General features: G+C 72.1%; 24 protein-coding genes. 6 read left to right on the top strand and 18 right to left on the bottom strand.

All coding sequences use genetic code 11. The features are described from left to right. Nucleotides 1–79 precede the first annotated feature (79 nt). The 8 genes from ACIRPX_RS23920 to ACIRPX_RS23885 all read right to left on the bottom strand — a co-directional run bounded on the left by ACIRPX_RS23920 (nucleotide 80) and on the right by ACIRPX_RS23885 (nucleotide 8,143). Nucleotides 80–829 carry a DUF3159 domain-containing protein gene (locus ACIRPX_RS23920; RefSeq protein WP_404198022.1) on the bottom strand — a complete coding sequence of 250 codons (750 nt, stop codon included), beginning with the start codon at nucleotides 827–829 and terminating at the stop codon, nucleotides 80–82. 3 nt (nucleotides 830–832) lie between these two features. Continuing rightward, nucleotides 833–1,231: an OB-fold nucleic acid binding domain-containing protein gene (locus tag ACIRPX_RS23915; RefSeq protein ID WP_404198019.1), complete on the bottom strand. Its 399-nt coding sequence runs from the start codon at nucleotides 1,229–1,231 to the stop codon at nucleotides 833–835. A 46-nt stretch (nucleotides 1,232–1,277) separates the two neighbouring features. Beyond that, a complete protein-coding gene (locus ACIRPX_RS23910) occupies nucleotides 1,278–1,997 on the bottom strand; it encodes a response regulator (protein WP_404198016.1) in 720 nt (239 codons plus the stop codon). Continuing rightward, the gene (locus ACIRPX_RS23905) at nucleotides 1,991–4,540 is read right to left on the bottom strand and encodes an ATP-binding protein (protein ID WP_404198013.1); all 2,550 of its coding nucleotides are present in this window, start codon (nucleotides 4,538–4,540) and stop codon (nucleotides 1,991–1,993) included. Before ACIRPX_RS23905 ends, ACIRPX_RS23910 begins: the two co-directional genes overlap by 7 nt. A 360-nt stretch (nucleotides 4,541–4,900) precedes the next feature. Further along, nucleotides 4,901–6,079 (bottom strand): alginate lyase family protein, encoded by a 1,179-nt coding sequence (locus ACIRPX_RS23900; protein ID WP_404198120.1) that lies wholly within the window; start codon nucleotides 6,077–6,079, stop codon nucleotides 4,901–4,903. Nucleotides 6,080–6,244: 165 nt separating this feature from the next. Next, on the bottom strand, nucleotides 6,245–7,000 hold the full coding sequence (locus ACIRPX_RS23895; protein ID WP_384265374.1) for a DUF3710 domain-containing protein: 756 nt from the start codon (nucleotides 6,998–7,000) through the stop codon (nucleotides 6,245–6,247). A gap of 1 nt (nucleotide 7,001) precedes the next feature. Further along, nucleotides 7,002–7,562, bottom strand: coding sequence for a dUTP diphosphatase (dut, locus tag ACIRPX_RS23890; protein WP_404198010.1), 561 nt, complete (start codon nucleotides 7,560–7,562; stop codon nucleotides 7,002–7,004). Then, nucleotides 7,559–8,143 carry a PaaI family thioesterase gene (locus ACIRPX_RS23885; RefSeq protein WP_404198007.1) on the bottom strand — a complete coding sequence of 195 codons (585 nt, stop codon included), beginning with the start codon at nucleotides 8,141–8,143 and terminating at the stop codon, nucleotides 7,559–7,561. The genes dut and ACIRPX_RS23885 overlap by 4 nt, the downstream gene beginning before the upstream one ends. A gap of 111 nt (nucleotides 8,144–8,254) precedes the next feature. Between ACIRPX_RS23885 and ACIRPX_RS23880 the strand changes: the two genes are divergently transcribed. Next, the gene (locus tag ACIRPX_RS23880; protein WP_404198005.1) at nucleotides 8,255–8,719 is read left to right on the top strand and encodes a DUF3093 domain-containing protein; all 465 of its coding nucleotides are present in this window, start codon (nucleotides 8,255–8,257) and stop codon (nucleotides 8,717–8,719) included. 22 nt (nucleotides 8,720–8,741) lie between these two features. Here the strand turns inward: ACIRPX_RS23880 and ACIRPX_RS23875 are convergent, their stop codons facing one another. From ACIRPX_RS23875 to ACIRPX_RS23860, 4 genes are all read right to left on the bottom strand, one after another. After that, complete coding sequence (locus ACIRPX_RS23875; protein ID WP_404198002.1) at nucleotides 8,742–9,668, bottom strand: hypothetical protein; 927 nt, start codon at nucleotides 9,666–9,668, stop codon at nucleotides 8,742–8,744. A gap of 13 nt (nucleotides 9,669–9,681) precedes the next feature. Further along, nucleotides 9,682–9,978: a DUF4193 domain-containing protein gene (locus ACIRPX_RS23870; RefSeq protein WP_005481602.1), complete on the bottom strand. Its 297-nt coding sequence runs from the start codon at nucleotides 9,976–9,978 to the stop codon at nucleotides 9,682–9,684. A gap of 393 nt (nucleotides 9,979–10,371) precedes the next feature. Continuing rightward, nucleotides 10,372–11,667: a sensor histidine kinase gene (locus ACIRPX_RS23865; RefSeq protein ID WP_404197999.1), complete on the bottom strand. Its 1,296-nt coding sequence runs from the start codon at nucleotides 11,665–11,667 to the stop codon at nucleotides 10,372–10,374. 6 nt (nucleotides 11,668–11,673) lie between these two features. Further along, a complete protein-coding gene (locus tag ACIRPX_RS23860; RefSeq protein WP_016432179.1) occupies nucleotides 11,674–12,327 on the bottom strand; it encodes a response regulator transcription factor in 654 nt (217 codons plus the stop codon). Between the two features lie 422 nt (nucleotides 12,328–12,749). Here ACIRPX_RS23860 and ACIRPX_RS23855 point away from each other — a divergent pair, with 422 nt between their 5' ends. Beyond that, a complete protein-coding gene (locus ACIRPX_RS23855) occupies nucleotides 12,750–12,914 on the top strand; it encodes a hypothetical protein (RefSeq protein WP_016432180.1) in 165 nt (54 codons plus the stop codon). Nucleotides 12,915–13,040: 126 nt separating this feature from the next. Here ACIRPX_RS23855 and ACIRPX_RS23850 read toward each other — a convergent pair whose 3' ends face one another. Beyond that, nucleotides 13,041–13,856: an inositol monophosphatase family protein gene (locus ACIRPX_RS23850; protein ID WP_404197994.1), complete on the bottom strand. Its 816-nt coding sequence runs from the start codon at nucleotides 13,854–13,856 to the stop codon at nucleotides 13,041–13,043. Nucleotides 13,857–13,864: 8 nt separating this feature from the next. Beyond that, nucleotides 13,865–14,992, bottom strand: coding sequence for a ferrochelatase (locus tag ACIRPX_RS23845; RefSeq protein ID WP_404197992.1), 1,128 nt, complete (start codon nucleotides 14,990–14,992; stop codon nucleotides 13,865–13,867). 196 nt (nucleotides 14,993–15,188) lie between these two features. Between ACIRPX_RS23845 and ACIRPX_RS23840 the strand changes: the two genes are divergently transcribed. The 3 genes from ACIRPX_RS23840 (at nucleotide 15,189) to sepH (ending at nucleotide 19,180) form a co-directional block, all read left to right on the top strand. Next, entirely contained in the window at nucleotides 15,189–16,430 is a 1,242-nt protein-coding gene (locus ACIRPX_RS23840) for an MFS transporter (RefSeq protein WP_404197989.1), read from the top strand. Then, nucleotides 16,390–17,709, top strand: a complete 1,320-nt coding sequence (locus ACIRPX_RS23835; protein ID WP_404197987.1) for a D-arabinono-1,4-lactone oxidase — start codon at nucleotides 16,390–16,392, stop codon at nucleotides 17,707–17,709. Before ACIRPX_RS23840 ends, ACIRPX_RS23835 begins: the two co-directional genes overlap by 41 nt. Before the next feature lie 418 nt (nucleotides 17,710–18,127). Beyond that, nucleotides 18,128–19,180 carry a septation protein SepH gene (gene sepH / locus ACIRPX_RS23830; protein WP_404197985.1) on the top strand — a complete coding sequence of 351 codons (1,053 nt, stop codon included), beginning with the start codon at nucleotides 18,128–18,130 and terminating at the stop codon, nucleotides 19,178–19,180. A 67-nt stretch (nucleotides 19,181–19,247) separates the two neighbouring features. Here the strand turns inward: sepH and ACIRPX_RS23825 are convergent, their stop codons facing one another. Next, complete coding sequence (locus ACIRPX_RS23825) at nucleotides 19,248–20,108, bottom strand: sulfurtransferase (protein ID WP_404197982.1); 861 nt, start codon at nucleotides 20,106–20,108, stop codon at nucleotides 19,248–19,250. Nucleotides 20,109–20,383: 275 nt separating this feature from the next. On the opposite strand from ACIRPX_RS23825, the gene ACIRPX_RS23820 reads away from it, so the two are divergent. Beyond that, nucleotides 20,384–21,187 carry a VOC family protein gene (locus ACIRPX_RS23820; protein WP_404197980.1) on the top strand — a complete coding sequence of 268 codons (804 nt, stop codon included), beginning with the start codon at nucleotides 20,384–20,386 and terminating at the stop codon, nucleotides 21,185–21,187. 35 nt (nucleotides 21,188–21,222) lie between these two features. Here ACIRPX_RS23820 and ACIRPX_RS23815 read toward each other — a convergent pair whose 3' ends face one another. The 3 genes from ACIRPX_RS23815 to ACIRPX_RS23805 are packed head-to-tail and all read right to left on the bottom strand — an operon-like array spanning nucleotide 21,223 to nucleotide 23,757. Further along, nucleotides 21,223–21,870, bottom strand: a complete 648-nt coding sequence (locus tag ACIRPX_RS23815; protein WP_404197977.1) for a thymidine kinase — start codon at nucleotides 21,868–21,870, stop codon at nucleotides 21,223–21,225. Nucleotides 21,871–21,913: 43 nt separating this feature from the next. Next, nucleotides 21,914–23,161 (bottom strand): alkaline phosphatase family protein, encoded by a 1,248-nt coding sequence (locus ACIRPX_RS23810; RefSeq protein ID WP_404197975.1) that lies wholly within the window; start codon nucleotides 23,159–23,161, stop codon nucleotides 21,914–21,916. Beyond that, entirely contained in the window at nucleotides 23,161–23,757 is a 597-nt protein-coding gene (locus ACIRPX_RS23805) for a DUF5998 family protein (RefSeq protein WP_404198117.1), read from the bottom strand. Before ACIRPX_RS23805 ends, ACIRPX_RS23810 begins: the two co-directional genes overlap by 1 nt. Nucleotides 23,758–23,762: the final 5 nt, after the last annotated feature.

The following is a 23,762-nucleotide window of genomic DNA, read 5'->3' as shown; positions in this document are numbered from 1 at the left end:
CGTTCCCGGCCACGACGAGGGGCGCCCCGCACGTGCGGGGCGCCCCTCGTCGTGGTGGAGCGCATGACGTCGGCGGGGTCTACGCGTCCCGGCGGTGCCGCCCCCCGGCCGCCTCGACCCCCGCGGCGGCGGCCCGCTCCTTCTCGGCCCGCTCCTCCGCCTCCATCTCCGCGAACACGTCGATCGGCGCCGGCGCCTTCGCCAGGAAGACCCAGGTCAGCCACACGGCCAGCAGGAACGGCGGAATCTTGAGGGCGACCAGGACCCAGCCCAGCTGCGCGGTGTTCGCCCACCAGTACAGCGGGAAGAGGATCGCGCACTTGCCGAGCAGGATCAGCCCCCAGGCCCAACTGGCCTTGGCGTAGGCCCTCTTGCGGCCCGGGTTGCGGGTGCGCCAGGAGAGGTTCTCCTTGAACACGGGACCGAGGATCAGCCCGAGGAGCGGGACCCCGCTCAGCGTCGTGACGATGTACGCCAGCGCCAGGCCCAGCGTGTAGAGCATGCCCGGCAGGTAGAAGTCCTTGGCGTTGCCCGTCATCATCGCGAAGACGACACCGAAGGCGACGCCGAAGACCCCGCTGAACGCGTGCTTGACGGTGTCCCGCATGGCCAGACGGACCACCACGAGCGCCAGGGACACCACGAGGGCGGCGATGGCCGACCAGTGCAGGTCCTTGTTGATCGTGTAGATGGTGACGAAGAGGAGGCCGGGCAGCACCGTCTCGACCATGCCCCGCACTCCGCCGAACGCCTCGAACAGGGCGGCCTCCGTCACCGTCCGCGTGTCGTCGGCTTGAGTGTCTTCGGTCGGCTTGTCGAGCGACGTCACCGGCTACTCCCGTCCGAGGGGTCTCAGTTCGTATTTCGGATTGAACAGCACCCGGCGGCCCCGGCTCATCGAGACCCGGCCTGATGCGATCAGTCTGCGCCCCGGCTCTATCCCGACGATGGAGCGCCGCCCGAGCCACACCACGTCGAGCGCGGCGGAGCCGTCGAACAACTCGGCCTCCAGGGCCGGGACGCCCGCACGCGGCCGCAGGGTGACCGTGCGCAAGGTACCAGTAACCGTGACGATCTGTCGGTCGTGGCAGTCACCGATCCGGGTGCAGCCCGCTGTCTCGGTGTCCTCCCGCAGCTCCTCGGACTCCAGGTCCTCCTGCGAAGAGGAGAGCCGGTCGAGCATGCGCCGGAACCGGCCCACCGGCTTTTCGGAACGAGGAACAGCACTCATGTCTTGAAGCGTACCGGGGTGCACTGACGGCTACGTACCCGCGGCCCTAGCGCTCGAACCGGTAGCCCATGCCCGGCTCGGTGATGAAGTGCCTGGGGTGCGAGGGGTCCGCCTCGAGTTTCCTGCGCAGTTGCGCCATGTACACCCTGAGGTAGTTCGTCTCCGTGCCGTACGACGGGCCCCACACCTCCCGCAGGAGCTGCTTCTGGCTCACCAGGCGTCCCGTGTTGCGCACCAGCACCTCCAGCAGATGCCACTCCGTGGGGGTCAGCCGTACGTCCCTGCCGCCCCGGTTGACCTTCTTCGCGGCCAGGTCGACGGTGAACTCCTCGGTCTCCACGGCCGTCAGGTCGTCCTCGCCGGCGCCGACCGGCTCGGCCCGGCGGACCGCGGCCCGCAGCCGGGCCAGCAGCTCGTCCATGCCGAAGGGCTTGGTGACGTAGTCGTCGGCGCCGGCGTCCAGCACCTCGACCTTCTCGTCGGAGGTGTGCCGCGCGGACAGCACCAGGATCGGCACCCGGGTCCAGCCGCGCAGCCCCCTGATCACCTCGACGCCGTCCATGTCGGGCAGTCCCAGGTCGAGGACGACCACGTCGGGGTGGCGGGCGGCGGCGAGCTGGAGGGCGCTCGCGCCGTCGTGTGCCGCGTCGACCTCGTACCTGCGCGCCTTGAGGTTGATCACGAGGGCACGGACGATCTGCGGCTCGTCGTCGACGACGAGCACCCTGGTGGGGGCCTGGGGGACGCCCCCGGTCGGGCTCACCATGTGGTCTGCCTTTCGGGTTCCGCGGGGTGGGGAGGCTCCGGCGCGTGCGAGGCCGCCGCACGCAGGGTGAGGACCATCGTGAGGCCGCCGCCGGGTGTGTCCTCGGCGTCGAGGGTGCCGCCCATGGCCTCGGTGAAACCGCGCGCCACGGCGAGGCCGAGGCCCACGCCGGCCCCGCGCGGCGCGTCGCCGTAGCGCTGGAAGGGCTCGAAGATGCGCTCCTTGGCCTCGTCGGGGACGCCGGGGCCGCGGTCGACGACCCGGACCTCCACCCGGTCGGCGATGGCGCTCGCGGCGACCAGGACCGCCTCGCCGGGCGGGCTGTACTTCACGGCGTTCTCGACCAGGTTGGCCATCGCCCGCTCCAGCAGCCCCGGGTCGACGGCGACCATGGGCAGCGTCTCCGGCACCTCGAGGCCGACGCTGCCCTCCGGCACGCCGACCAGCGCCATCGGTACGACCTCGTCGAGGTCGGCCTCGCGGATCAGCGGGGTGACCGTGCCGGTCTGCAGCCGGGACATGTCCAGGAGGTTGCCCACGAGGTGGTCGAGCCGGTCGGCGCCCTCCTCGATGCCCTCCAGCAGCTCCGCCCGGTCCTCCTCGGACCACGCCACGTCATCCGAGCGCAGGGACGACACCGACGCCTTGATCCCGGCGAGCGGGGTGCGCAGGTCGTGGCTGACGGCGGCCAGCAGCGCCGTACGGATGCGGTTGCCCTCGGCCAGCGCACGGGCCGTTTGGGCCTCCTCCCGAAGGCGCGTGCGGTCCAGCACGACGGCGGCCTGGGCGGCGAACGCGGCCAGCACCCGGCGGTCCTCGGCGGGCAGCACGCGGCCGGTGAGCGCCAGCGCCAGGTGGTCCCCGACCGGCACGTCCACGTCGGCGTCCTCGGGCCGCCCGCCCGCCGGCCCGAGTCCGGCGCGGCCCGCGCAGGTCCACGGGTCGCGGTCGCCCGCCCGCTCCAGCAGGGCCGCGGACTCCATGCCGAAGGTCTCGCGGACCCGTTCGAGGAGGTCCTCCAGACCGGTCTCGCCGCGCAGCACGTTGCCCGCGAGGAAGGACAGGATCTCCGACTCGGCGCGCAGCCGGGAGGCCTGGTGGGTGCGGCGGGCGGCGAGGTCGACGACCGAGGCGACCGCGGCGCCGACGCCGACGAAGACGGCGATGGCGACCATGTTCTTGGGGTCGGCGATGGTGAAGCGGTGCAGCGGCGGTGTGTAGAAGTAGTTCAGCAGCAGGGAGCCCACCGCCGCCGAGGCCAGTGCGGGCAGCAGGCCGCCGAGCAGCGCCGCCGCGACCGTCACCGCCAGGTACAGCAGCATGTCGTTGGCGAGGCCCAGGTGGACGGTGACGAGCAGCACCGCGAGGACGGCCGGAAGGATCACGCCGACCGCCCAGCCGGCGATGATCCGGGACCGGCCGAGCCGTGCCCCGCGGGACACCGGCAGCCCGCGCCCCTTTCCCGCCTGGCCGTGAGTGATCAGGTGGACGTCGAGGTCGGGTCCGGAGTCCCGGGCCACGGTGGCGCCGACGCCGGGCCCGAAGACGTACTGCCAGCTCTTGCGCCGGGAGACGCCGAGCACGATCTGGGTCGCGTTGGCCCCGCGCGCGAAGGCGAGCAGGGCCGCCGGTATGTCGTCGCCGACGACGTGGTGGAAGGTGCCGCCCAGGTCCTCCACGAGGGTGCGCTGCACGGCCAGTTCCTTCGGCGAGGCGGCCGTCAGCCCGTCGCTGCTGGCTATGTAGACGGCGAGCACCTCGCCGCCGGCGCCCTTCTCGGCCAGGCGCGCGGCCCGCCGGATGAGGGTGCTGCCCTCGGGTCCGCCGGTCAGGCCGACCACGATCCGCTCGCGCGAGCCCCAGATCCGGGAGACCCGGTGCTCGCTGCGGTACTGCTGCAGGTACTCGTCGACCCGGTCGGCCACCCACAGCAGCGCCAGCTCTCGCAGCGCGGTGAGGTTGCCGGGCCGGAAGTAGTTGGACAGGGCCGCGTCGACCTTGTCGGGCTGGTAGATGTTGCCGTGCGCCATGCGCCGCCGCAGCGCCTCGGGCGACATGTCGACCAGCTCGATCTGGTCCGCCCGCCGTACCACCTCGTCGGGCACCGTCTCCCGCTGCCGCACCCCGGTGATCGACGCGACGACGTCGCCGAGTGACTCCAGGTGCTGGATGTTGACGGTGGAGACGACGTCGACACCGGCGGCGAGCAGCTCCTCCACGTCCTGCCAGCGCTTGCCGTTGCGGGAGCCGGGGACGTTGCTGTGCGCGAGTTCGTCCACGAGGGCCACCCGCGGGGCCCGGTCGAGCACGGCGTCGACGTCCATCTCGGTGAAGACGGCGCCGCGGTACTCCAGCTCCCTGCGCGCCACCTGCTCCAGGCCGCGCAGCATCACCTCGGTGCGCGGCCGGCCGTGGTGCTCGACGAAGCCCACGACGCAGTCGGTGCCCCGCTCCACGCGCCGGTGCGCCTCGGCGAGCATGGCGTACGTCTTGCCGACGCCCGGTGCCGCACCGAGGTAGATCCGAAGCTTGCCGCGTCCCATGGCCCCCATTGTCTTCCCGTTCCGCGCGGTGCACGCAGCGTCGACCCTACGGCCGGCGCACCGGGCAAAAGGGACGAGGGGCGGGGTAAGTGACGTCTTTGACACTTCTCTGACGGGCCCGGCGGACCGGCGCCCGGCGATCTCCCCGTCGCCCGGCTCCGGGTCCCGGCCGACCGGCTCGGTGGCCGCGCGGACCGGGACGGGGTCCGCGGGACTCGACCCGAGGCCGGCGTGGTCGCGGCGCGGGGCGAGGAGCCCGTCCTCGCCGGGGCGTGGCCGGGGGCGCCCCCGGCGGCGCGCTCGTGATCGCGCCCGGGAGGGCCGCAGCCGCCACCGGGCGCGTGGTCCGTCGGCGGCCGGTCAGTTCGGATTGTCCCCGTGGGTGAGGGTCTCCCAGGCGACGAAGAGGTTGTTGCTGCCGGCCGGGCGCTGCCGCTCGGTCAGCGCCTGGGTGTTGGTCATCGCGATGCCGAGGCGGTTGTGCAGGGCGTTGTAGCCGACCTCGGTGACCGGCCCGAGCCCGAGCTTCAGCGATCCGCCGCACAGCCAGCCCGGGACCGCCGCGCCCCGCTGGTACTTGGACTGGAAGCCGAGCGCCTGCCGCAGCCGCTCGCCGACGTCGGTGCCGTAGAGGTCCTGGCCCTGGATCCGGCTGGTCTCGGCGACGTGCGAGAGCGAGGAGATGCCATAGCCCGTGTGGGTGAGGTCGCGGCAGGTCTCCTGGGTGAGCCCGGTGACGAAGGTGGACTGCCCCTGCCAGTAGCTGACGATCTTCGCCTTCGTGTCGAGGTGCTGGCCCGGCACGGTCTTCGGCAGGTCGCCGTCGGAGGCCAGGTACACATAGGCGGCCGTACGGGTGCGGAACGTCGCCATGGCCTTGTCGTACGACGCCCTGTCGTCCAGGAAGACGGAGATGCCCACGGCGGCCTCCATCATCGTCAGCTCCCAATTTCCGTTGGAGTGGGAGCCGTTGATGATCTCCGGGAGGTAGACGTCGCGGAGCATGGCCGCGAAGCGGCCGGAGTTCGCCCAGGTCCCGGTGTACGTGTACTTGATGATCTCGGCGGCCTTGGGCCAGGAGGAGCCGGCCCAGCCCGTCTGCAGGGGCGCGTTGCTGTTGGTGTGGTCCTTGATCACGGCGGACCAGGCGTCCATCAGCTCGATGGACTTCTTCGCGTAGCGGTCGTCGCGCGTGATGTACCAGGCGAGCGCGTCGGTGTACGCGGCGATCGCGTCCTCGCGCTCGTCCGTGCAGCCGTGGTTGGGATTCGAGTACGAGCCGCACTCGACCGTCGCGCGCGGCTTCGGCGTGCGGTTCAGGTCCGCGTACTTGCTCGCCGTCATCTGGTCGAAGGCGCTCTTCCAGGGCTGGGCGCCGGCCTCGACCTCGGTGCGCGCGAAGTCCAGCTGCGCTCTGGAGACGGTGACTCCGGGGTGGACGAAGGCGCCGGGGGCGGCGTCCGCGGGACGGACACCGGGCCAGGTGAGCATGCCCACGACAAGTGTGGAGGTGGCGACGAGGAGGGCGGTACGGCGCATGGTGGGGGGCCTTCCGTTCTCGTACATGAACGTGAAGCGCCTTCATGAACAGACGCGGGGAGTTGGAACGGTAAGTACGGACCAATGCGCCGTCAAGAGGTCACGCACGTGAAAGAGCCGCACCCCTGGGGGTGCGGCTCCCGATCCGTTCTGCGAGCGGAGTGTCTAGCGGACCTCGGTGATCTCCGGTCCGCGCTGGAGCTGGCCCATGCCGCCGGCGAAGCGCGAGGACTCCTCCTGCTGCACGCCCTCGGGCACCATCTGCGCGTCGTTCGGCAGCTTCAGGACGATCGGGTCGCGGGGCGCCATCGGGCCCTCGCCGCGGACCACGACCGTGTCCCGGAAGATCTGCTCGAGCAGGCCGGCCGCCTGCGGCTGCACCGCACCCTGCCCCGAGATCACACCGCGCAGGAACCAGCGCGGACCGTCCACACCGACGAACCGCACGACCTGGAAACCGCCCGTGCCGTCCGGCAGTTGCACCGGCACCTGAGCCCGCAGCTCCCAGCCCAGCGGACCCTCGACCTCGTCGATGATCCCACCCTGCTGGGTGATGCCGGAGCCGATCTCCTCGCGCACCTCGCCCCAGATGCCCTCGCGCTTGGGAGCGGCGAAGGCCTGCAGCTGGATGGCGCTGTCGCGCAGCACGACGGTCGCCGCGACGATCGCGTCGCCCGCGACCTCGACCCGCAGCTCCATGCCGTCGACCCCGGGCACGAACATGCCGCCCAGGTCGACGCGGCCCTCGGCCGGGTCGCGCACCTCGGAGTCGTCCCAGGGACCGTCGGGCCGCGGCCCGGGTTCGAGCCGTACGCGCCCGCGCTCTTCCTCGTCCGCCTCAGTGTCGACGCTGTCGACGACCTGCTCGGCCTCGCCGGCCGCGTCCTCGGCGGCACCCTTCTTATTGCGACGTCCGAACACGTCACTGTCCTTCCCGGTCGGATACGACCGATGCGTATCGATTCCCACCCGCCCGGCCGCCCTCGGCGGCCTGACCGTTCGTGCTGCTGGTTCCGGTCACCGAGGCATGGCCCCCGGTGGACCCGAAGCCCCCTTCGGCCCGCGCCGAGTCGGGAAGCTCCGCGACCTCCTGGAAGCGAACCCTCTCGACCTGCTGGACGACCAGTTGGGCAATCCGGTCGAAGCGCTCGAACCGCACGGCCTCGCGCGGGTCGAGATTCACCACGATCACCTTGATCTCCCCACGGTACCCGGCATCAACCGTCCCCGGGGCATTCACGAGGGCGACACCGCACCGGGCGGCCAGACCGGATCGAGGATGCACGAAGGCCGCGTACCCCTCCGGCAGCGCGACAGACACCCCGGTGGGCAGCACCGCGCGCTCACCGGGCTCCAGTTCGCACGCCTCGGTGGTGCGCAGATCGGCTCCCGCGTCGCCGGGGTGCTCGTACGTCGGAAGCGGTACGTCCGGATCGACGCGGCGGATCTGCACGTCGAGCCCGGGACGGGGGGTGCGGCTCACGGGTTCACCTCGAAGGCGCGGGCGCGCCTTTGCCGGTCGGGGTCGCTCATGGCGGCGCGGATCTCCTCCGGGCGGCCGTTGTCGACGAAGTGGTCGACCTTGACCTCGATGAACAGGCCGTCCGCGCGGACCGCGACGGGCCCGTCCGGGCCGCCGACACGGCCGGTGGCGGTCGAGTAGATCTTGCGGCCCGCCACCGCGGTGACCTCGGCCGCCAGATGCAGGGTGGTGCCCACCGGAACCGGCCGGACGAAGTCGGTCTCCAGCCGTCCGGTCACGGCGATCGTCCGCAGCAGCCAGTTCAGCGAGCCGAGGGTCTCGTCGAGCGCGGTCACGAGCACACCGCCGTGCGCGAGCCCGGGAGCGCCCTGGTGGGCGGGCTGCACCGTGAACTCGGCGGTGACCGTGACGCCCTCGCCGGCCCGCGCCTCCAGGTGCAGTCCGTGGGGCTGCTCGCCGCCACACCCGAAACACTGTTCGTAGTGGGCACCGAGAGGCTCGCCGGGCGCGGGGGCGTCGGGGTGCCGCACGGGTCGCACCGCGTCGGCGGGAGGCTGAAGAGCTGGGGAAGTACCACTCACAGCCGCAGACCTTACCCGCCCGCCCGTCTCCCACCACCGCCCTGCTCGACGGCGCCGGGCACCGCCACCCCTGATCCGCGGTGGATCCGGACACCGTGCCAAGCTGGCTCCATGCAGCTCTCCACCGCCCCGTACGAAGAACGCCTCACGGCTCCCCGCTCGTGGTGGCTGATCTCCTTCCTGGTGGGCGTCTCCTTCGCCCTGATCCTGCTGCCGTTCGGCACCCTGCCGTTGCTCGGCGGGCTGGTCGGCGGCACCGCGGCGGCGGCCGTCGTGGCGAGCTCGTACGGCTCGGTCCGCATCCGCGTGGTGGGCGGCTCGCTGATCGCGGGCGAGGCGAAGATCCCGGTCACGGCCCTGGGCGAGGCGGAGGTGCTGGAGCCGGAGGAGGCGCGCGCCTGGCGCACGTACAAGGCCGACACCCGCGCCTTCCTGCTGCTGCGCGCCTACATCCCGAGGGCCCTGCGGGTGGAGGTCACCGACCCCGAGGACCCGACGCCGTACCTGTACCTGTCGACGCGGGAGCCCGAACGGCTCGCGCAGGCGCTGAAGGCGGCGCGGGAGGCGGCCGCGTAGCGGCGCCGGGGGACGGGAGGGCTCAGCCCGCGGCCTCGTCGTCGAGGTCCAGCGGATCGGCGGGCGCCTCCAGGGGAGGCAGCGCGGGCAGCGCGTCCCAGGGCACCTGGACCTTGCGCAGGTCCCTGCGGATGCGTCCGGCGAGCTTCTTGGTGTCACGGCGGTTCATGACCGCGCCCACCGCCGCGCCCACCATGAAGGGCATCAGGTTCGGCAGGTCGCGCACCGTGCGCTTCATGATCTGCTGGCGCAGCTGCTGCTTGGCGTGGCTGTTGAGCGCGGAGGTCACGGTCGCCGGCCTGGCCACGTCGATCCGGCGCTCCCCCGACCAGGAGTTCAGATACGCGGTGCTGCGCTGCTTGAGGTTGCCGGGCGGGCGCACCCCGTAGACCTCGTGGAGTTCGGCGATCAGCTTGAGCTCGATCGCGGCGACGCCGGTGATCTCGGCGGCGATCTCCGTCGGCATCGCGGGCGGTACGGGCAGCATCGCCGCCGCTCCGACGCCGGCTCCGACGGTGGAGGTGGCGGCCGCCGCGCCCGCCACGAGCTTGTCCGCGAGCTGCTCGGGCCCGAGGCCCGGGAACTGTCTGCGGAGCGCGGCGAGATCCCGTACGGGAACTCGCGGGGCGATGTCGATGATCCGGTCGGCGACGTACGCCAGACCGGCTCTCGCGGCGCTGCCGCTCCGGAGCACGCCCTGGCGCGCCTTGTCACGGATCGCCGCGGCCCGCCGCTTCGCGACGGGCGCGGGGTTCGTCGGCGGAGCCGGGAGGTCACCCCGGCCGGCCGCCGGTTCGAGCGAGGCCGATCCTGTGGAGCCGTCCGCACCGGGCGTCTCACCGGAGGGGCCCCGCTCGTCGTCACGCGCGCCGTCAGGGCCGCCGTACGGCCCTTCGTCCGCTCCCGCCATCGGGAAGCGGCGCTTCCAAGGTGGGGTCGAGCCAGTCACGGCCGACCCGGCCTCAGTCGCAGTCGCGGCAGATCGGCTGACCGTTCTTCTCCCGGGCCAGCTGGCTGCGGTGGTGCACCAGGAAGCAGCTCATGCAGGTGAACTCGTCCTGCTGCTTCGGCAGCACCCGGACGGCCAGCTCCTCGTTGGAGAGGTCCGCGCCGGGCAGCTCCAGGCCTTCCGCGGCCTCGAACTCGTCGACGTCGACGGCGGACGTCGACTTGTCGTTCCGCCGGGCCTTCAGCTCTTCAAGGCTGTCCGAGTCGACGTCGTCGTCGGTCTTGCGTGGAGTGTCGTAATCCGTTGCCATGTCGCTCTCCCCCTCTGGGTGTCTGCGGTGTCTCCAGCGCACGTAACGCGTGAGAGGCCGGACTTGTGCCCGACCCGAGGCGGAGATTTTGCCTCACATCAAGGTCTGTTACTCAATCGACACCCAACCGGACCCCTCAAGAGTGATCGGCTTGGATGGCGAACGGGACCGTACACGGTCCCCATGCCGCTGTTCAAAGGCATCTCACCCTGTACTTCCCGTGATCAGGTGACCCGAAAACCCGGATTTTCCCGGCTTTCCGGAAGTCATCATGATCACGGAGAGTAGATGGCCGGAAAATCGCCCATGTGATCGATCACACACGGGGTGGGCCATTCGGCGGCCAGAAAATTCCGCGCAAAGCGAACATCCCCGCGTGTCCGGGACATGGTCTCAGATCGGCAGAGTCACCCGCATCACGAGACCACCCCCCTCGCGCGGCCGTGCCGAGATGTGGCCGCCGTGCGCACGGGCCACCGACCGGACGATGGACAGCCCCAGTCCGACGCCCTTGTCGCTGCCGGTGCGCTCGGTGCGCAGCCGCCGGAAGGGCTCGAAGAGATTGTCGATCTCGTACGCCGGCACGACGGGTCCGGTGTTCGTCACGACCAGCACCGCCTGCCCGTGCTGGACGTCGGTGGTGACCTCGACCCAGCCGCCCTCCCGTCTCCCACCACCGTCCTTGTTCGGAAACGCTTCGCGCTGCGCCTCGTCACTCGGCACGTTGTACCGCACGGCGTTCTGCACGAGGTTCAGGGCGATCCGCTCCAGCAGCACGCCGTTGCCCTGGACGACGGCGGGCTTCTGCTCGCCGCGCATCTCCACGCCCTTGGCGTCCGCCTCCGCGCGCACCTGGTCGACGGCCTGCTCGGCGACCTCGGCGAGGTTCACGGGCTTGCGCTCGACGATCTGGTTGTCGCTGCGGGCGAGCAGCAGCAGCCCCTCGACGAGCTGCTCGCTGCGCTCGTTGGTCGCCAGCAGTGTCTTGCCGAGCTGCTGGAGCTCCACCGGCGCGTTCGGGTCGGAGAGGTGGACCTCGAGAAGCGTGCGGTTGATCGCGAGGGGCGTGCGCAGCTCGTGCGAGGCGTTGCCGACGAAGCGCTGCTGGGCGGTGAAGGCACGCTGGAGGCGCTCCAGCATGTCGTCGAAGGTGTCGGCCAGCTCCTTGATCTCGTCGTCCGGGCCGTCCAGCTCGATCCGGCGGGAGAGGTCCGAGCCGGCCACCGCGCGCGCCGTGCGCAGGATCCGGCCCAGCGGCGACAGGACGCGGCCCGCCATCGCGTAGCCGAAGGCGAAGGCGATCACGGCGAGGCCGAGCAGGGCCAGCAGCGAGCGGCTGAGGAGGTCGTCCAGGGCGTGCTGGCGCTGGACGGCCTCGCACGACGCGAGGATCGAGTTGAACTGGTCGTTGCTGGTCGCCTGGCTGAGCTTGGGACAGGTGGAGCTGCTGATGTCGAGGTTCGTGCCCGACAGCCGGAAGCTCTGGCCACTGCCCTCGTGCAGGGCCTGGGCCGCCAGCAGATAGATGATCGACAGCAGCAGGATGCCGGCGATCAGGAACATGCCGCCGTACAGCAGCGTGAGGCGTATACGGATGGTCGGGCGCAGCCACGGGAACGGCGGTTCGGGTTTCCGGGGGTCCCAGGTGGGCTTGGGCGGCGCGGTGGGGAGAGCGGGTGTTGCTGCCATTGCGTATCAGATCCGGTAGCCGGAGCCGGGCACGGTGACGATGACGGGGGGCTCGCCCAGCTTGCGGCGCAGTGTCATGACGGTCACGCGCACGACGTTCGTGAACGGGTCGGTGTTCTCGTCCCAGGCCTTCTCCAGGAGCTGCTCCGCGGAGACGACGGCGCCCTCGGAGCGCATCAGCACCTCCAGGACGGCGAACTCCTTGGGCGCGAGCTGGACCTCCTTGCCGTCGCGGAAGACCTCGCGGCGGTTGGGGTCGAGCTTGATGCCCGAACGCTCCAGCACCGGCGGCAGCGGCACACTGGTGCGCCGGCCGAGGGCACGCACGCGTGCGATCAGCTCGCTGAACGCGAAGGGCTTGGGCAGATAGTCGTCGGCGCCGATCTCCAGGCCCTCGACCCGGTCGCTGACGTCGCCGGAGGCCGTGAGCATCAGCACGCGCGTGGGCATGCCCAGCTCGACGATCTTGCGGCACACGTCGTCGCCGTGGACGAGCGGGAGGTCGCGGTCGAGGACGACCACGTCGTAGTCGTTGACGCCGATGCGCTCCAGGGCGGCCGCACCGTCGTACACGACGTCGACGGCCATGGCCTCCCGGCGCAGTCCGGTGGCCACCGCATCGGCGAGCAGTTGCTCGTCCTCGACGACGAGTACGCGCACGTCGCAAGTCCTTCCTGTGTCCACCCGCGCGGCCGGGCGGCACACGCGGGCGGGATCCGTCTCGGGCTGGTGCCTCCATCCTGCCCTTTTCGGTCATAAGTCGGCAGTAAGACGGGTGGGCGGCGGATGAGCACCGGATGAAGGACAGGTGTGAGACCCGGGAATCAAAGATTTCTTCGTCGGGTTGAGGTTTCCACGGAAGGGAGCGGGGGGAGGACGGTTCATACCCCGCGATCACGCTCTGCTAGTGCCGCAGCACCATGCGGCACGGCGCAATCCGCTTACCGCAGAGTGGGCGTGGGTGTTCGGCACCGTCGCCGCCCGGCACGGCCGCGCCGGGCACTCGCAGGAGACGTGATCGCCCCTTCCGAACGGCACACCCCCGTGCCATCGACCCACGACCCAGGACGAGGGGGCGCAGCATGGACGCTTTCACCGCAGGACTTCTGCAGCGCATAAGGACGACCGAGTCCGACCTGACGCGGGCTCGCGACGAAGGCGACGACTTCCTCGTGGAGGTGGAGCAGGGCGAGCTCGACGACCTGCGCCGTCTCGCCGCCGAACACGGTGTGGAGGTCGGCGCCTAGCGTCCGGTCAGCTCGGCAGTACGGCACGGCGGGCCCCCGGCGAATCCAGCGCCGGGGGCCCGCCGTCGTCGTGCCACAGCCGTGTTCACCTGCTGTTCGCCGTGGGTGCGCCCGGCGTCCACACGGTCAGTCGTGCCAGGCGCCGAAGTCCTCCAGGAGCCGCTGGAGGGGCTCGAAGACGCCCGGGGTGCCGGCGATGGCGAGATCGCGTCCGGGGCGCTCTCCGGGCCGCCCACCGGTCAGGGCGCCCGCTTCCCGCGCGATGAGGTCGCCCGCCGCGAGGTCCCACGCGTTGAGCCCCCGCTCGAAGAAGCCGTCGAGGCGGCCGGACGCCACGTCGCACAGGTCGACCGCGGCCGAGCCGCTGCGCCGGATGTCGCGCAGCAGGGGGATCAGCTGCCGGGCGACCTCGGCCTGGTGGACGCGGACCTCGGTGACGTAGTTGAAGCCCGTCGAGACCAGGGCCTGGTCGAGGGGCGGCGCGGGACGGCAGGCCAGCTCGCGCTCCCCCTCCCAGGCGCCGGTGGCGCGGGCCCCGCCGCCGCGGACCGCGTGGTACGTCTCACCGCGCATCGGGGCCGCCACCACCCCGGCGACGGTCTCGCCGTCCTGCTCGGCCGCGATGGAGACGGCCCAAGTGGGAAGGCCGTACAGGTAGTTGACCGTGCCGTCGAGCGGGTCGATCACCCAGCGGACGCCGCTCGTGCCCTTGCTGGAGGCGCCCTCCTCGCCGAGGAAGCCGTCGTCCGGGCGGCGCTCGGAGATCAGGTCGGTGATCAGCTTCTCCGCCGCGATGTCCATCTCGGTGACCACGTCGATCGGGCTCGACTTGGTCGCGGCGACCGCGAGGTGGGCCGGGCGTCCGTCCCGCAGCAGTTCCCCGGCGCGGCGGGCGGCCTCCTGGGCGAGGGCGAGCAGGTCCTGGTGGAGGGGGTCGGTCACGGCGCTCCTCATGCGTAGGGGCTGTCGGCGCCGGCGGCGGCCGGACGGGGTGCGCGGGCCGGGCAGCAGCCGGCCGGGCAGAGGTTGTGGCTCGCGCCGAGCGTGCCCAGGGCGCAGGGCGTGACCTCCTCGCCGCGCTCCACCGCGGCGCGTTCCAGGACGAGGCCGCGGACCGCGGCGGCGAAGCGAGGGTCGTCGCCGACCGTGGCCGAGCGGCGCATCGGCAGCCCGAGCTCCTCGGCCTTGGCCCTGGCCTCCGTGTCGAGGTCGTAGAGGACCTCCATGTGGTCGGAGACGAAGCCGATGGGGGCGACCACGACCGCCGGGACGCCGGCCGTGTGCCGCTCCTGGAGGTGGTCGCAGATGTCGGGCTCGAGCCACGGGATGTGCGGGGCGCCGGAGCGCGACTGGTAGACGAGCTGCCAGGGATGTGCGACGCCGGTGCGCTCGCGCACGGCGTCGGCGATCAGCCGCGCCACCTCCAGGTGCTGTTCGACGTACGCCCCGCCCTCGCCGTGGGCCTCGACCGGGCCGGAGGTGTCCGCCGACGCGGTCGGGATCGAGTGCGTCGAGAACGCGATGTGCGCGCCCGCGCGCACGTCCTCGGGCAGGTCGGCCAGCGCCCGCAGCACGCCGTCGGTCATCGGGCCCACGAAGCCCTCGTGGTTGAAGTAGTGCCGGAGCTTGTCGATCTTCGGGAGCTTCAGCCCCTCGGCCTGCAGGGCGGCCAGCGAGTCGGCGAGGTTCTCGCGGTACTGGCGGCAGCCGGAGTACGAGGCGTACGCACTGGTGGCCAGGACCAGGACGCGGCGGCGGCCGTCGGCGGCCATCTCGCGCAGCGTGTCCGTCAGGTAGGGCGCCCAGTTGCGGTTGCCCCAGTAGACCGGCAGGTCCAGGCCGTGCTCCGCGAAGTCCTTGCGCAGGGCGTCCAGCAGGGCACGGTTCTGGTCGTTGATCGGGCTGACCCCGCCGAAGAGGAAGTAGTGCTGCCCGACTTCCTTCAGGCGTTCCTTGGGGATGCCCCGCCCGCGCGTCACGTTCTCCAGGAACGGGACCACGTCGTCCGGGCCCTCCGGGCCGCCGAACGAGAGCAGGAGAAGGGCGTCGTAGGGGCTGGCATCGAGCGCGTCTGACATGGAGCGATCCTCCCACCCGGCACCGACGGCCGGGAAACGGCGGGGTGACGGGTGGGGGCCCGGCCCCGGTCCGGAGGTGTCGACCGGCGGAATCAGGGGTGCATTAGGGTGACCTCACTCGTAAGCTGTATCGGCCGCAGTAGCACCTTACTGATCCGTACCGTCCGGCTACCGATCCGTACCCACCGGAGACCCCGTGCCCAGCCCCTACCGCGCCTTGTTCGCCGCCCCCGGCACCAAGGGCTTCTCCGCCGCGGGCCTCCTCGGCCGGATGCCGCTGTCGATGATGGGCATCGGCGTGGTCACGATGATCTCCCAGCTCACCGGGCGCTACGGGCTCGCCGGGGCCCTGTCGGCCACCATCGCGCTCGCGGCCGCGGCGATCGGACCGCAGATCTCCCGGCTGGTGGACCAGTACGGACAGCGCCGGGTGCTGCGCCCCGCGACCCTGGTCGCGGTCTGCGCGGCGGCCGGGCTGCTGCTCGCCGCGCACCTCGCGTGGCCGGACTGGGTGCTGTTCGTGTGCGCCGCGGGCATCGGCTCGGTGCCGAGCCTCGGTGCGATGATCCGCGCCCGCTGGGCCGCCCTGTACCGGGGCACCCCGAAGCTGCACACCGCGTACTCCTTCGAGTCCGTCGTCGACGAGGTGTGCTTCATCTTCGGGCCGATCATCTCGATCGGCCTGTCCACGGCCTGGTTCCCGGAGGCCGGCCCGCTGCTCGCCGCGTGCTTCCTGGCGGCCGGCGTCCTCTGGCTGACCGCGCAGCGCGCCACGGAGCCCGCGCCGCACCCGCGCGAGCGGCACGGCGGCGGCGGCAGCGCCCTGCGCTCCCCCGGTCTGCAGGTGCTGGTGGCCACCTTCGCGGCGACCGGGGCGATCTTCGGGGCCGTCGACGTGGTCACGGTGGCCTTCGCCGACGAGCGCGGGCACAAGGCCGCCGCGAGCCTCGTGCTCGCGCTGTACGCGGCGGGCTCCTGCGTGGCGGGGGTCGTGTTCGGGCTGCTGCACTTCGCCGGGGCGCCCGCCCGCCGCTGGCTGCTGGGCGTGTGTGCGATGGGCGTGAGTATGATCCCCCTCCTACTGGTCGGAAACTTGCCGCTTCTGGCCGTGGCGCTGTTCGTTGCGGGCCTGTCCATCGCTCCCACGATGATCACGACGATGTCCCTCATCGAAGAGCACGTACCGCGCACGCACCTGACCGAGGGCATGACCTGGGTGAGCACCGGGCTCGCGGTCGGCGTCGCGCTCGGCTCCTCGGTGGCCGGCTGGGTCATCGACGCGGCCGGCGCGCGTGCCGGGTACGGGGTTCCGGCGGTGTCCGGGGCCGTCGCGGTGGCGGTCGGTTTTCTGGGGTACCGCCGGCTGAGCAGGCCGGCTACGCAACGGGGAGGCACCGTTGAGCAGCACAGCGAGCGCGAAGAACGGCACGTGGCGTAACTGGGGCGGCAACGTCTCGGCCCGTCCGGCGCGAGAGGTCGCGCCGGCGTCCGTGGAGGAACTGTCCGCGGCGGTGCGCAAGGCCGCGGAGGACGGCCTGACCGTGAAGGCCGTCGGCAGCGGGCACTCCTTCACGTCCATCGCCGCCACCGACGGTGTGTTGATCCGCCCTCAACTGTTGACCGGCATCCGCAGGATCGATCGCGATGCCATGACGGTCACGGTCGAGGCGGGCACCCCGCTCAAGAGACTCAACATGGCCCTGGCCCGCGAGGGCCTGTCGCTCACGAACATGGGCGACATCATGGAGCAGACGGTCTCCGGCGCCACCAGCACCGGCACGCACGGCACGGGCCGTGAGTCGGCGTCGATCGCCGCCCAGATCAGGGGACTCGAACTGGTCACCGCCGACGGCTCGGTGCTGACCTGCTCCGAGAAGGAGCACCCCGACGTCTTCGCGGCCGCCCGGATCGGCCTCGGCGCGCTCGGCATCGTCACCGCGATCACCTTCGCCGTGGAGCCGATCTTCCTGCTCACCGCGCGCGAGGAGCCGATGCCGCTGGACAGGGTGCTCGCCGAGTTCGACGAACTCTGGGCCGAGAACGAGCACTTCGAGTTCTACTGGTTCCCGCACACCGGCAACACCAACACCAAGCGCAACAACCGCAGCGCCGGTCCGGAGAAGCCGGTGCCCCCGGTCGCCGGCTGGTTCGAGGACGAGTTCCTCTCCAACGGCGTCTTCCAGGTGGCCCAGTGGGTCGGCCGCGCGGCGCCCGCGGCCGTCCCGGCGATCGCCCGCATCTCCAGCACGGCCCTGTCCGCCCGCAGTTACACCGACATTCCGTACAAGGTCTTCACCTCCCCGCGCCGGGTGCACTTCGTGGAGATGGAGTACGCCGTCCCGCGCGAGGCCCTGACCGCGACGCTGCGCGAGATCAAGGCGATGGTGGAGCGCTCCGGTCTGCGCATCAGCTTCCCGGTCGAGGTGCGCACCGCCCCGGCCGACGACATCACGCTGTCCACGGCCTCGGACCGCGACAGCGCGTACATCGCCGTCCACATGTTCAAGGGCACGCCGTACCAGGCCTACTTCACCGCCGCCGAACGCATCTTCACCGCCCACGAGGGCCGGCCGCACTGGGGCAAGGTGCACACGCGGGACGCCGAGTACTTCTCCGCGGCCTATCCGCGCTTCGGCGAGTTCACCGCGCTGCGCGACCGGCTCGACCCGGACCGGCGCTTCCAGAACGCGTACCTGCGGCGGGTGCTGGGCCGGTAGCCGGCCGGGCCCGTGGCCATTGGTTCCGTTTCCGGCGATTGCGTGAAGTACGCCACGTCCAAGATCCCCGGGCGCGCTCAACGGGCGGCCGGACACCGCCCCTTGCCAGAAGTTGAGCGGCGTGCCAATCCACGCACGTGGCCCGAATGGAGTACTGTTGCGAGCCCTGGGTCCGGTCTCCCGCCAGGGCGTCCGTGACCTTCAAGGACCGCCATGAGGGGGCTAGTTGCACAGGGTGACGGAGTTGGTCACTTAGCGTTGCGAATAGGTAACCGTGCCATAACGGCGGTCCAGGGCCCGTGCCCGACACGCCGGGCAACTCGGCAAGGTTGTGGCAGGCTGCACCCGGGCAGGCCACACTCGACTAGCGGAAGCAGCGACGCACGTGACGTCGGCAGGCACCACCCGGGAGGTCCCCATGCCCGAACTGCGTGTCGTGGCCGTCTCGAATGACGGCACACGGCTGGTGCTGAAGGCTGCCGACTCAACGGAGTACACGCTTCCGATCGACGAACGCCTGCGCGCGGCGGTGCGCGGCGACCGGCCCCGTCTCGGCCAGATCGAGATCGAGGTGGAGAGCCATCTCCGCCCCCGCGACATCCAGGCACGTATACGCGCCGGTGCGACCGCCGAAGAGGTGGCCCAGCTCGCCGGCATCCCCGTCGACCGCGTCCGCCGCTTCGAGGGCCCGGTGCTCGCGGAGCGCGCCTTCATGGCCGAGCGGGCCCGCAAGACGCCCGTCCGCCGTCCCGGCGAGAACGCCGGTCCACAGCTCGGCGAGGCCGTCCAGGAGCGGCTGTTGCTGCGCGGTGCCGAGAAGGACACCGTGCAGTGGGACTCGTGGCGCCGCGACGACGGCACCTGGGAGGTCCTGCTGGTCTACCGGGTGGCGGGCGAACCGCACTCGGCGAGCTGGACGTACGACCCGCCCCGGCGGCTCGTACAGGCCGTCGACGACGAGGCGCGCTCGCTCATCGGCGAGTCCGAGGACCTCGCGGCCCCGGAGCCCAGCTTCCCGTTCGTGCCGCGCATCGCGCGGCTGCCGCGCGACCGTCCGCTGGACCGCGCCCTCGACCGGGATCGGCCGGGCCTGCCCGCGCAGGCCTCCGAGCCCGCCGAGGAGAGCACGGGCGAACGGGACTCGCTGACCAGCCTGTTGGAGGCCGTGCCGAGCTTCCGCGGCGACCTGGTGGTGCCGGAGCGCCCGGCCCAGGACACCCCGCCGCCGGCGCCGCCCGCGGAGGAGCCCCCCGCCGAACCCGAGGCGGAGGAGCCCCCGGCGCCCGCGGCCTCGGCCGGTTCCGCCTATGCGGACGTCCTCATGCCGCGCTCCGTCGGCAGCCACCGGGACCGTCTCGTCGGCGCCACCGACCGGCAGGCCGAGGCCGACGGCGTCCGTCCCGGCCGCCGCGCGGCGGTCCCCAGCTGGGACGAGATCGTGTTCGGCACGCGGCGCAAGAAGCAGGACTAGCCGCCCGTACAGGCGAAGGGGCCGCACCCGGCGGGTGTGGCCCCTTCGCCTGTACGGGCGCGTGGTGTCACCGCGGGTCGGGTCCCACGGCCACCGGCCGTGACGGGTCCGACGACCACTCCGACCAGGAACCCACGTACAGCGCCGCGTCGATGCCCGCGACCGCCAGCGCGAGCACCTCGTGCGCCCCGGAGACACCCGAGCCGCAGTAGACGCCGACCGGTGAACCGTCCGCCGCGCCAAGGGCCTTGAAGCGCCCGGCCAGCTCCTCCGCGGGCAGGAAGCGCCCGTCGGCGCCCACGTTCTCACCGGTGGGCGCCGAGACCGCGCCCGGGATGTGCCCGCCGACCCGGTCGATCGGCTCCACCTCGCCGCGGTACCGCTCCCCCGCCCGCGCGTCCAACAGCACGCCGGTGCGGGCCAGCGCCGCGGCGCCGTCGGCGTCCAGCAGTCCCTCGGTGCCGGGCACCGGTTCGAAGTCGCCCTCGGCGGGCGCGGGCAGGGACGTCTGCAGCGGGCCCTCCCACGACGGCAGCCCGCCGTCGAGGACCCGCACGTCCGGGTGGCCCGTCCAGCGCAGCAGCCACCACGCACGGGCCGCGGCCCAGCCCTGTCCGCCGTCGTACACGACCACCGGCCGCGTGGCCGACACACCCGCCCGGCGCATCGCGGCGCCGAACACCTCGAGGTCCGGCAGCGGGTGGCGGCCGTTCTCGCCGGGCTCGGCGGCCAGTTCGGCATCGAGGTCGACGTGGACGGCGCCGGGAAGGTGCCCGGCCGCGTACTCGGCACGCCCGTCGAAGGCCGGCTCACCGGCCGCCTTGGCCACGCTGAGCTGCCAGCGGACGTCGAGCAGGACGGGCGGGCGCTGCCCCGCCAGGTCGCTCGCGAGTTCGGAAGCGGAGATGATGGCGTTCATGGCCACCATCCTTGCGCACGGGGTGGCCGCATCGTCCATGTCCGGCTACTCTGCTCGGCCGGGCAGCCTCGATCACGAGGCGTACGGGTTCGAGCACATGCTGTACAGCTGATCGACATTCGTCGGCAATCGCACGGAAACGGATGGGAAACCGCACACCGGGCATCCTCCGGGACGGGCGGCGCGCCCGGAGCGCGCACCGGCGTCGGTGGTGCGAGCATCGGCACGGAGATCCGGCGAGCGGGGCCAAGAGGCCACCGCGAGGGGTCGAGGAGAGAGCGACGATGACCGAGGCACGGGGACCGGCCGGCCCGGACGGCGGGACGCGCACGCGTCACGCACCCGGCACGCCCTGCTGGGTGAGCCTGATGGTGCACGGGTTGACCACCACCCAGGAGTTCTACGGCGCGCTGTTCGGCTGGGAGTTCAGGCCGGGCCCGCAGCAGCTCGGCCCGTACGTGCGGGCGCTGCTCGACGGGGCCGAGGTGGCGGGCATCGGCCGGCTGCCGCCGGACCGCCATCTGCCCGTCGCCTGGACGCCCTACCTGGCCTCGGACGACGTGGACGTGACCGCCGAGACGGTGCGGCTGTGCGGCGGCACCATCGGCGTGGGGCCGCTGGACGCCGCCGAGGCCGGCCGGCTGGCGATCGGCTCGGACCCCTCCGGCGCCGTCTTCGGCATCTGGCAGGCGGCCGAGCACCAGGGCACCGGCCTCACGGGCGTGCCCGGCACCCCCGCCTGGAACGAGCTGGTGACCTTCGAGTCGGTGAGCGTGGCCAAGTTCTACGAGACGGTCTTCGGCTACGAGGAGGAGGCGGTGGTCTCCGCCGACTTCGACTACCTGACGCTGCAGGTCGAGGGCCGCCCTGTCGCCGGCATCCACGGCGTGGGCCACGCCCTGCCCCGCGACCGGGGCCCGCACTGGATCACGTACTTCGAGGTCGCCGACGCGGACGGCGCGGTGGAGCACGTGGTGGATCTCGGCGGCCACGTGCTGTCGCCGCCCAGGGACGGCTCCCACGGACGGGAGGCCACGGTGGCCGACCCCGAGGGCGCCCGCTTCTGCCTGCTCGAGAGCCCGAGCTGAGCCGAAGCCGTCACCGACCTGCCCGGCCGGAACACCTAGAGCTGCGACACCGGCAGCACGTCCGGGGACAGCGCCGCCGCCCCGGACGTCGCGGCCGTCATCCGGCGGCGGTGGTGGCGCCGGCACAGGACCTCGTAGCCGATGTCCTCGGGCTGGTTGACGTCTCCGACGACGACCTGCGCGCCCTCGACGACCATGGCGCCGCCTATCGTGCGGGCGTTGTGCGTGGCGCGGGCTCCGCACCAGCACAGGGCCTCCACCTGGAGGACCTCGACGCGGTCGGCCAGCTCGATCAGGCGCTGGGAGCCGGGGAAGAGCTTGGTGCGGAAGTCCGTCGTGATGCCGAAGGCGTAGACCTCCAGGCCCAGGTCGTCGACCACGCGCGCGAGTTGGTCGATCTGCTCCGGCGCCAGGAACTGCGCCTCGTCCGCGATGACGTAGTCCGCGCGGCCGCCCTGCGAGAGATGGTCGACGAGGTAGGCGTACAGGTCCTGCCCGTCCTCGACCTCCACCGCGTCCGTGACCAGGCCGAGCCGGGAGGAGAGCTTGCCCTCGCCCGCGCGGTCGTCGCGTGTGAAGATCATGCCCGCCAGGCCGCGCGCCGAGCGGTTGTGCTCGATCTGCAGAGCCAGCGTCGACTTCCCGCAGTCCATGGTTCCGGAGAAGAAGACCAGCTCGGGCATGGCGAGTTGAGCACCTTTCGGTGTGCGGGATCGGGGTCGGGCTTCAGGAGCGTACTTCGAGCAGGGGGATCAGCTGCTCGGCAGGGGTCATCGAACCGTGGTTGCCGACCATCGCCGACTCCTTCGGCTCCCGCTCGGAGGCGATGATCAGGACGTCGTCACGGGCGGCCGCGACGACGTCGCCGATGCGCGCGTACACCCGCTCGTCGACCTGGGGGCCGAACCAGCCGGCCGCGATCGCCTCGTCCCGCGAGGCGATCCAGAACTGCTCGCCGAGCACCTCGCGCCAGACCGTCAGGACGTCGTGCTGAGCGCCGGGGACCGCGTACACGTGCCGGGCCCTGCCCTCGCCGCCCAGCAGGGCGACGCCGGCCCGCAGTTCCCAGTCCGCGTCGAAGTCGATGCGGTGCTCCTCGTCGAAGGGGACGTCGATCATGCCGTGGTCGGCGGTGACGTACAGCGCGGTGCGCTCCGGCAGTTGCTCGGCGAGGCGCTGGACGAGCCGGTCGACGTGCATGAGCTGGCCGCGCCAGGTGTCCGACTCGACGCCGTAGCGGTGGCCGGCGCCGTCGAGCTCGGCGTAGTACGTGTAGACCAGGGAGCGGTCGCCGGCCGCCAGTTGCTCGGCGGCGAGGTCCATGCGCTCCTCGCCGGACAGCCGCCCGTGGAACGTTCCGCCACTGAGTGCGACCTTGGTCAGCGGGGTGGTCTCGAAGGTGGGCGAGGACACCTGGGCGGCGTGCACGCCCGCGTCGTGGGCCCGCTGGAAGACGGTGGGGTACGGCTGCCAGGCGCGCGGCGGGGTCCAGGGCTGCCAGCGCAGCTGGTTCATCAGCTCGCCGGTCTTGGGGTTGCGCGCGGTGTAGCCGGGCAGGCCGTGCGCGCCGGGCGGCAGGCCGGTGCCGACGGAGGCCAGGGAGGTCGCGGTGGTCGCCGGGTAGCCGGTGGTCAGGGGGCGCCCGGTGCCGCCGCGCGAGCTGCCGAGGAGCGAGGTCATGAAGGGGGCCTCGTCCGGGTGCGCCCTCAGCTGCTCCCAGCCGAGACCGTCGATCAGGAAGACGCAGTTGCGGTCGGCGGGCGTCAGCTCGGTGATCGCGGCCGTCGTGTCCGGTACGCCCATGCCCGCGGCCAGCGTGGGCAGCAGGTCGGCGAGCGAACCGCTGCCGTATGCGGGCAGCGGCGCGGAACCGACGGCGAGGGGTTCGGGGTGACCGTCCCAGGAGGCGGAATCGGCAGGTGTGGGCACGGAGCGCCCTCGATCATGGGCTGAGGGGGGAGACGGGTGGGCCATCAGCGGCTGGTGTCCGCGGTCGCCTCGGAGAGGGACTGGGCGAAGGCGAGCGCCTGGCGCACCGTCTCCGGGCCGTCCCCGGCCTCGCTGACGCGCAGGCTGAGGTCGTCCGCCGTCGAGTTGCCCGTGTACCCGTGGTCCGCCTCGCAGTTGGGGTCGCCGCAGGTGGCCGGTTCGAGGTCGATGCGGGAGACGGCGCCCCAGCCGATGGTGAGGACGACCTCGCGGGGCAGCGTGCCCGGCTGGTACTGCTCCGGATTGGCGACCACGCGGCTGACCACGACCGACGAGATCCGGCCGAGCTTGACCGACTCCGTCGAGGTCGTGGCGTACGGCGTCGGGGAGGTGTCGTCCGCCGCCTGCTCGTCGGTGTGGCTGACGATGAAGCGGTTGCCGGTGAGGACGAGCACGGTCACGTGCCGCCGCACCTCGTTCTGGTCGAACGTCGTCTCCTGGTGGACCAGGTACGACCGGACGGGCTCGCCGCCCACGGCGGCCTCCACCGCCTCGGCCACGAGGGCCGGGTAGTAGCCGCTGCGCTCGATCGCCGCACGCAGCCCCTGGGTCGTCGTACTGGTCTTGGCCATGACGTCCATCCTAA

It is taken from the genome of Streptomyces sp. NPDC101225 (genome assembly GCF_044767585.1).
Classification (GTDB): domain Bacteria; phylum Actinomycetota; class Actinomycetes; order Streptomycetales; family Streptomycetaceae; genus Streptomyces.
The sequence above is the reverse complement of the archived record's forward strand: the minus strand, read 5'-3'. Positions and strand labels throughout refer to the sequence as shown.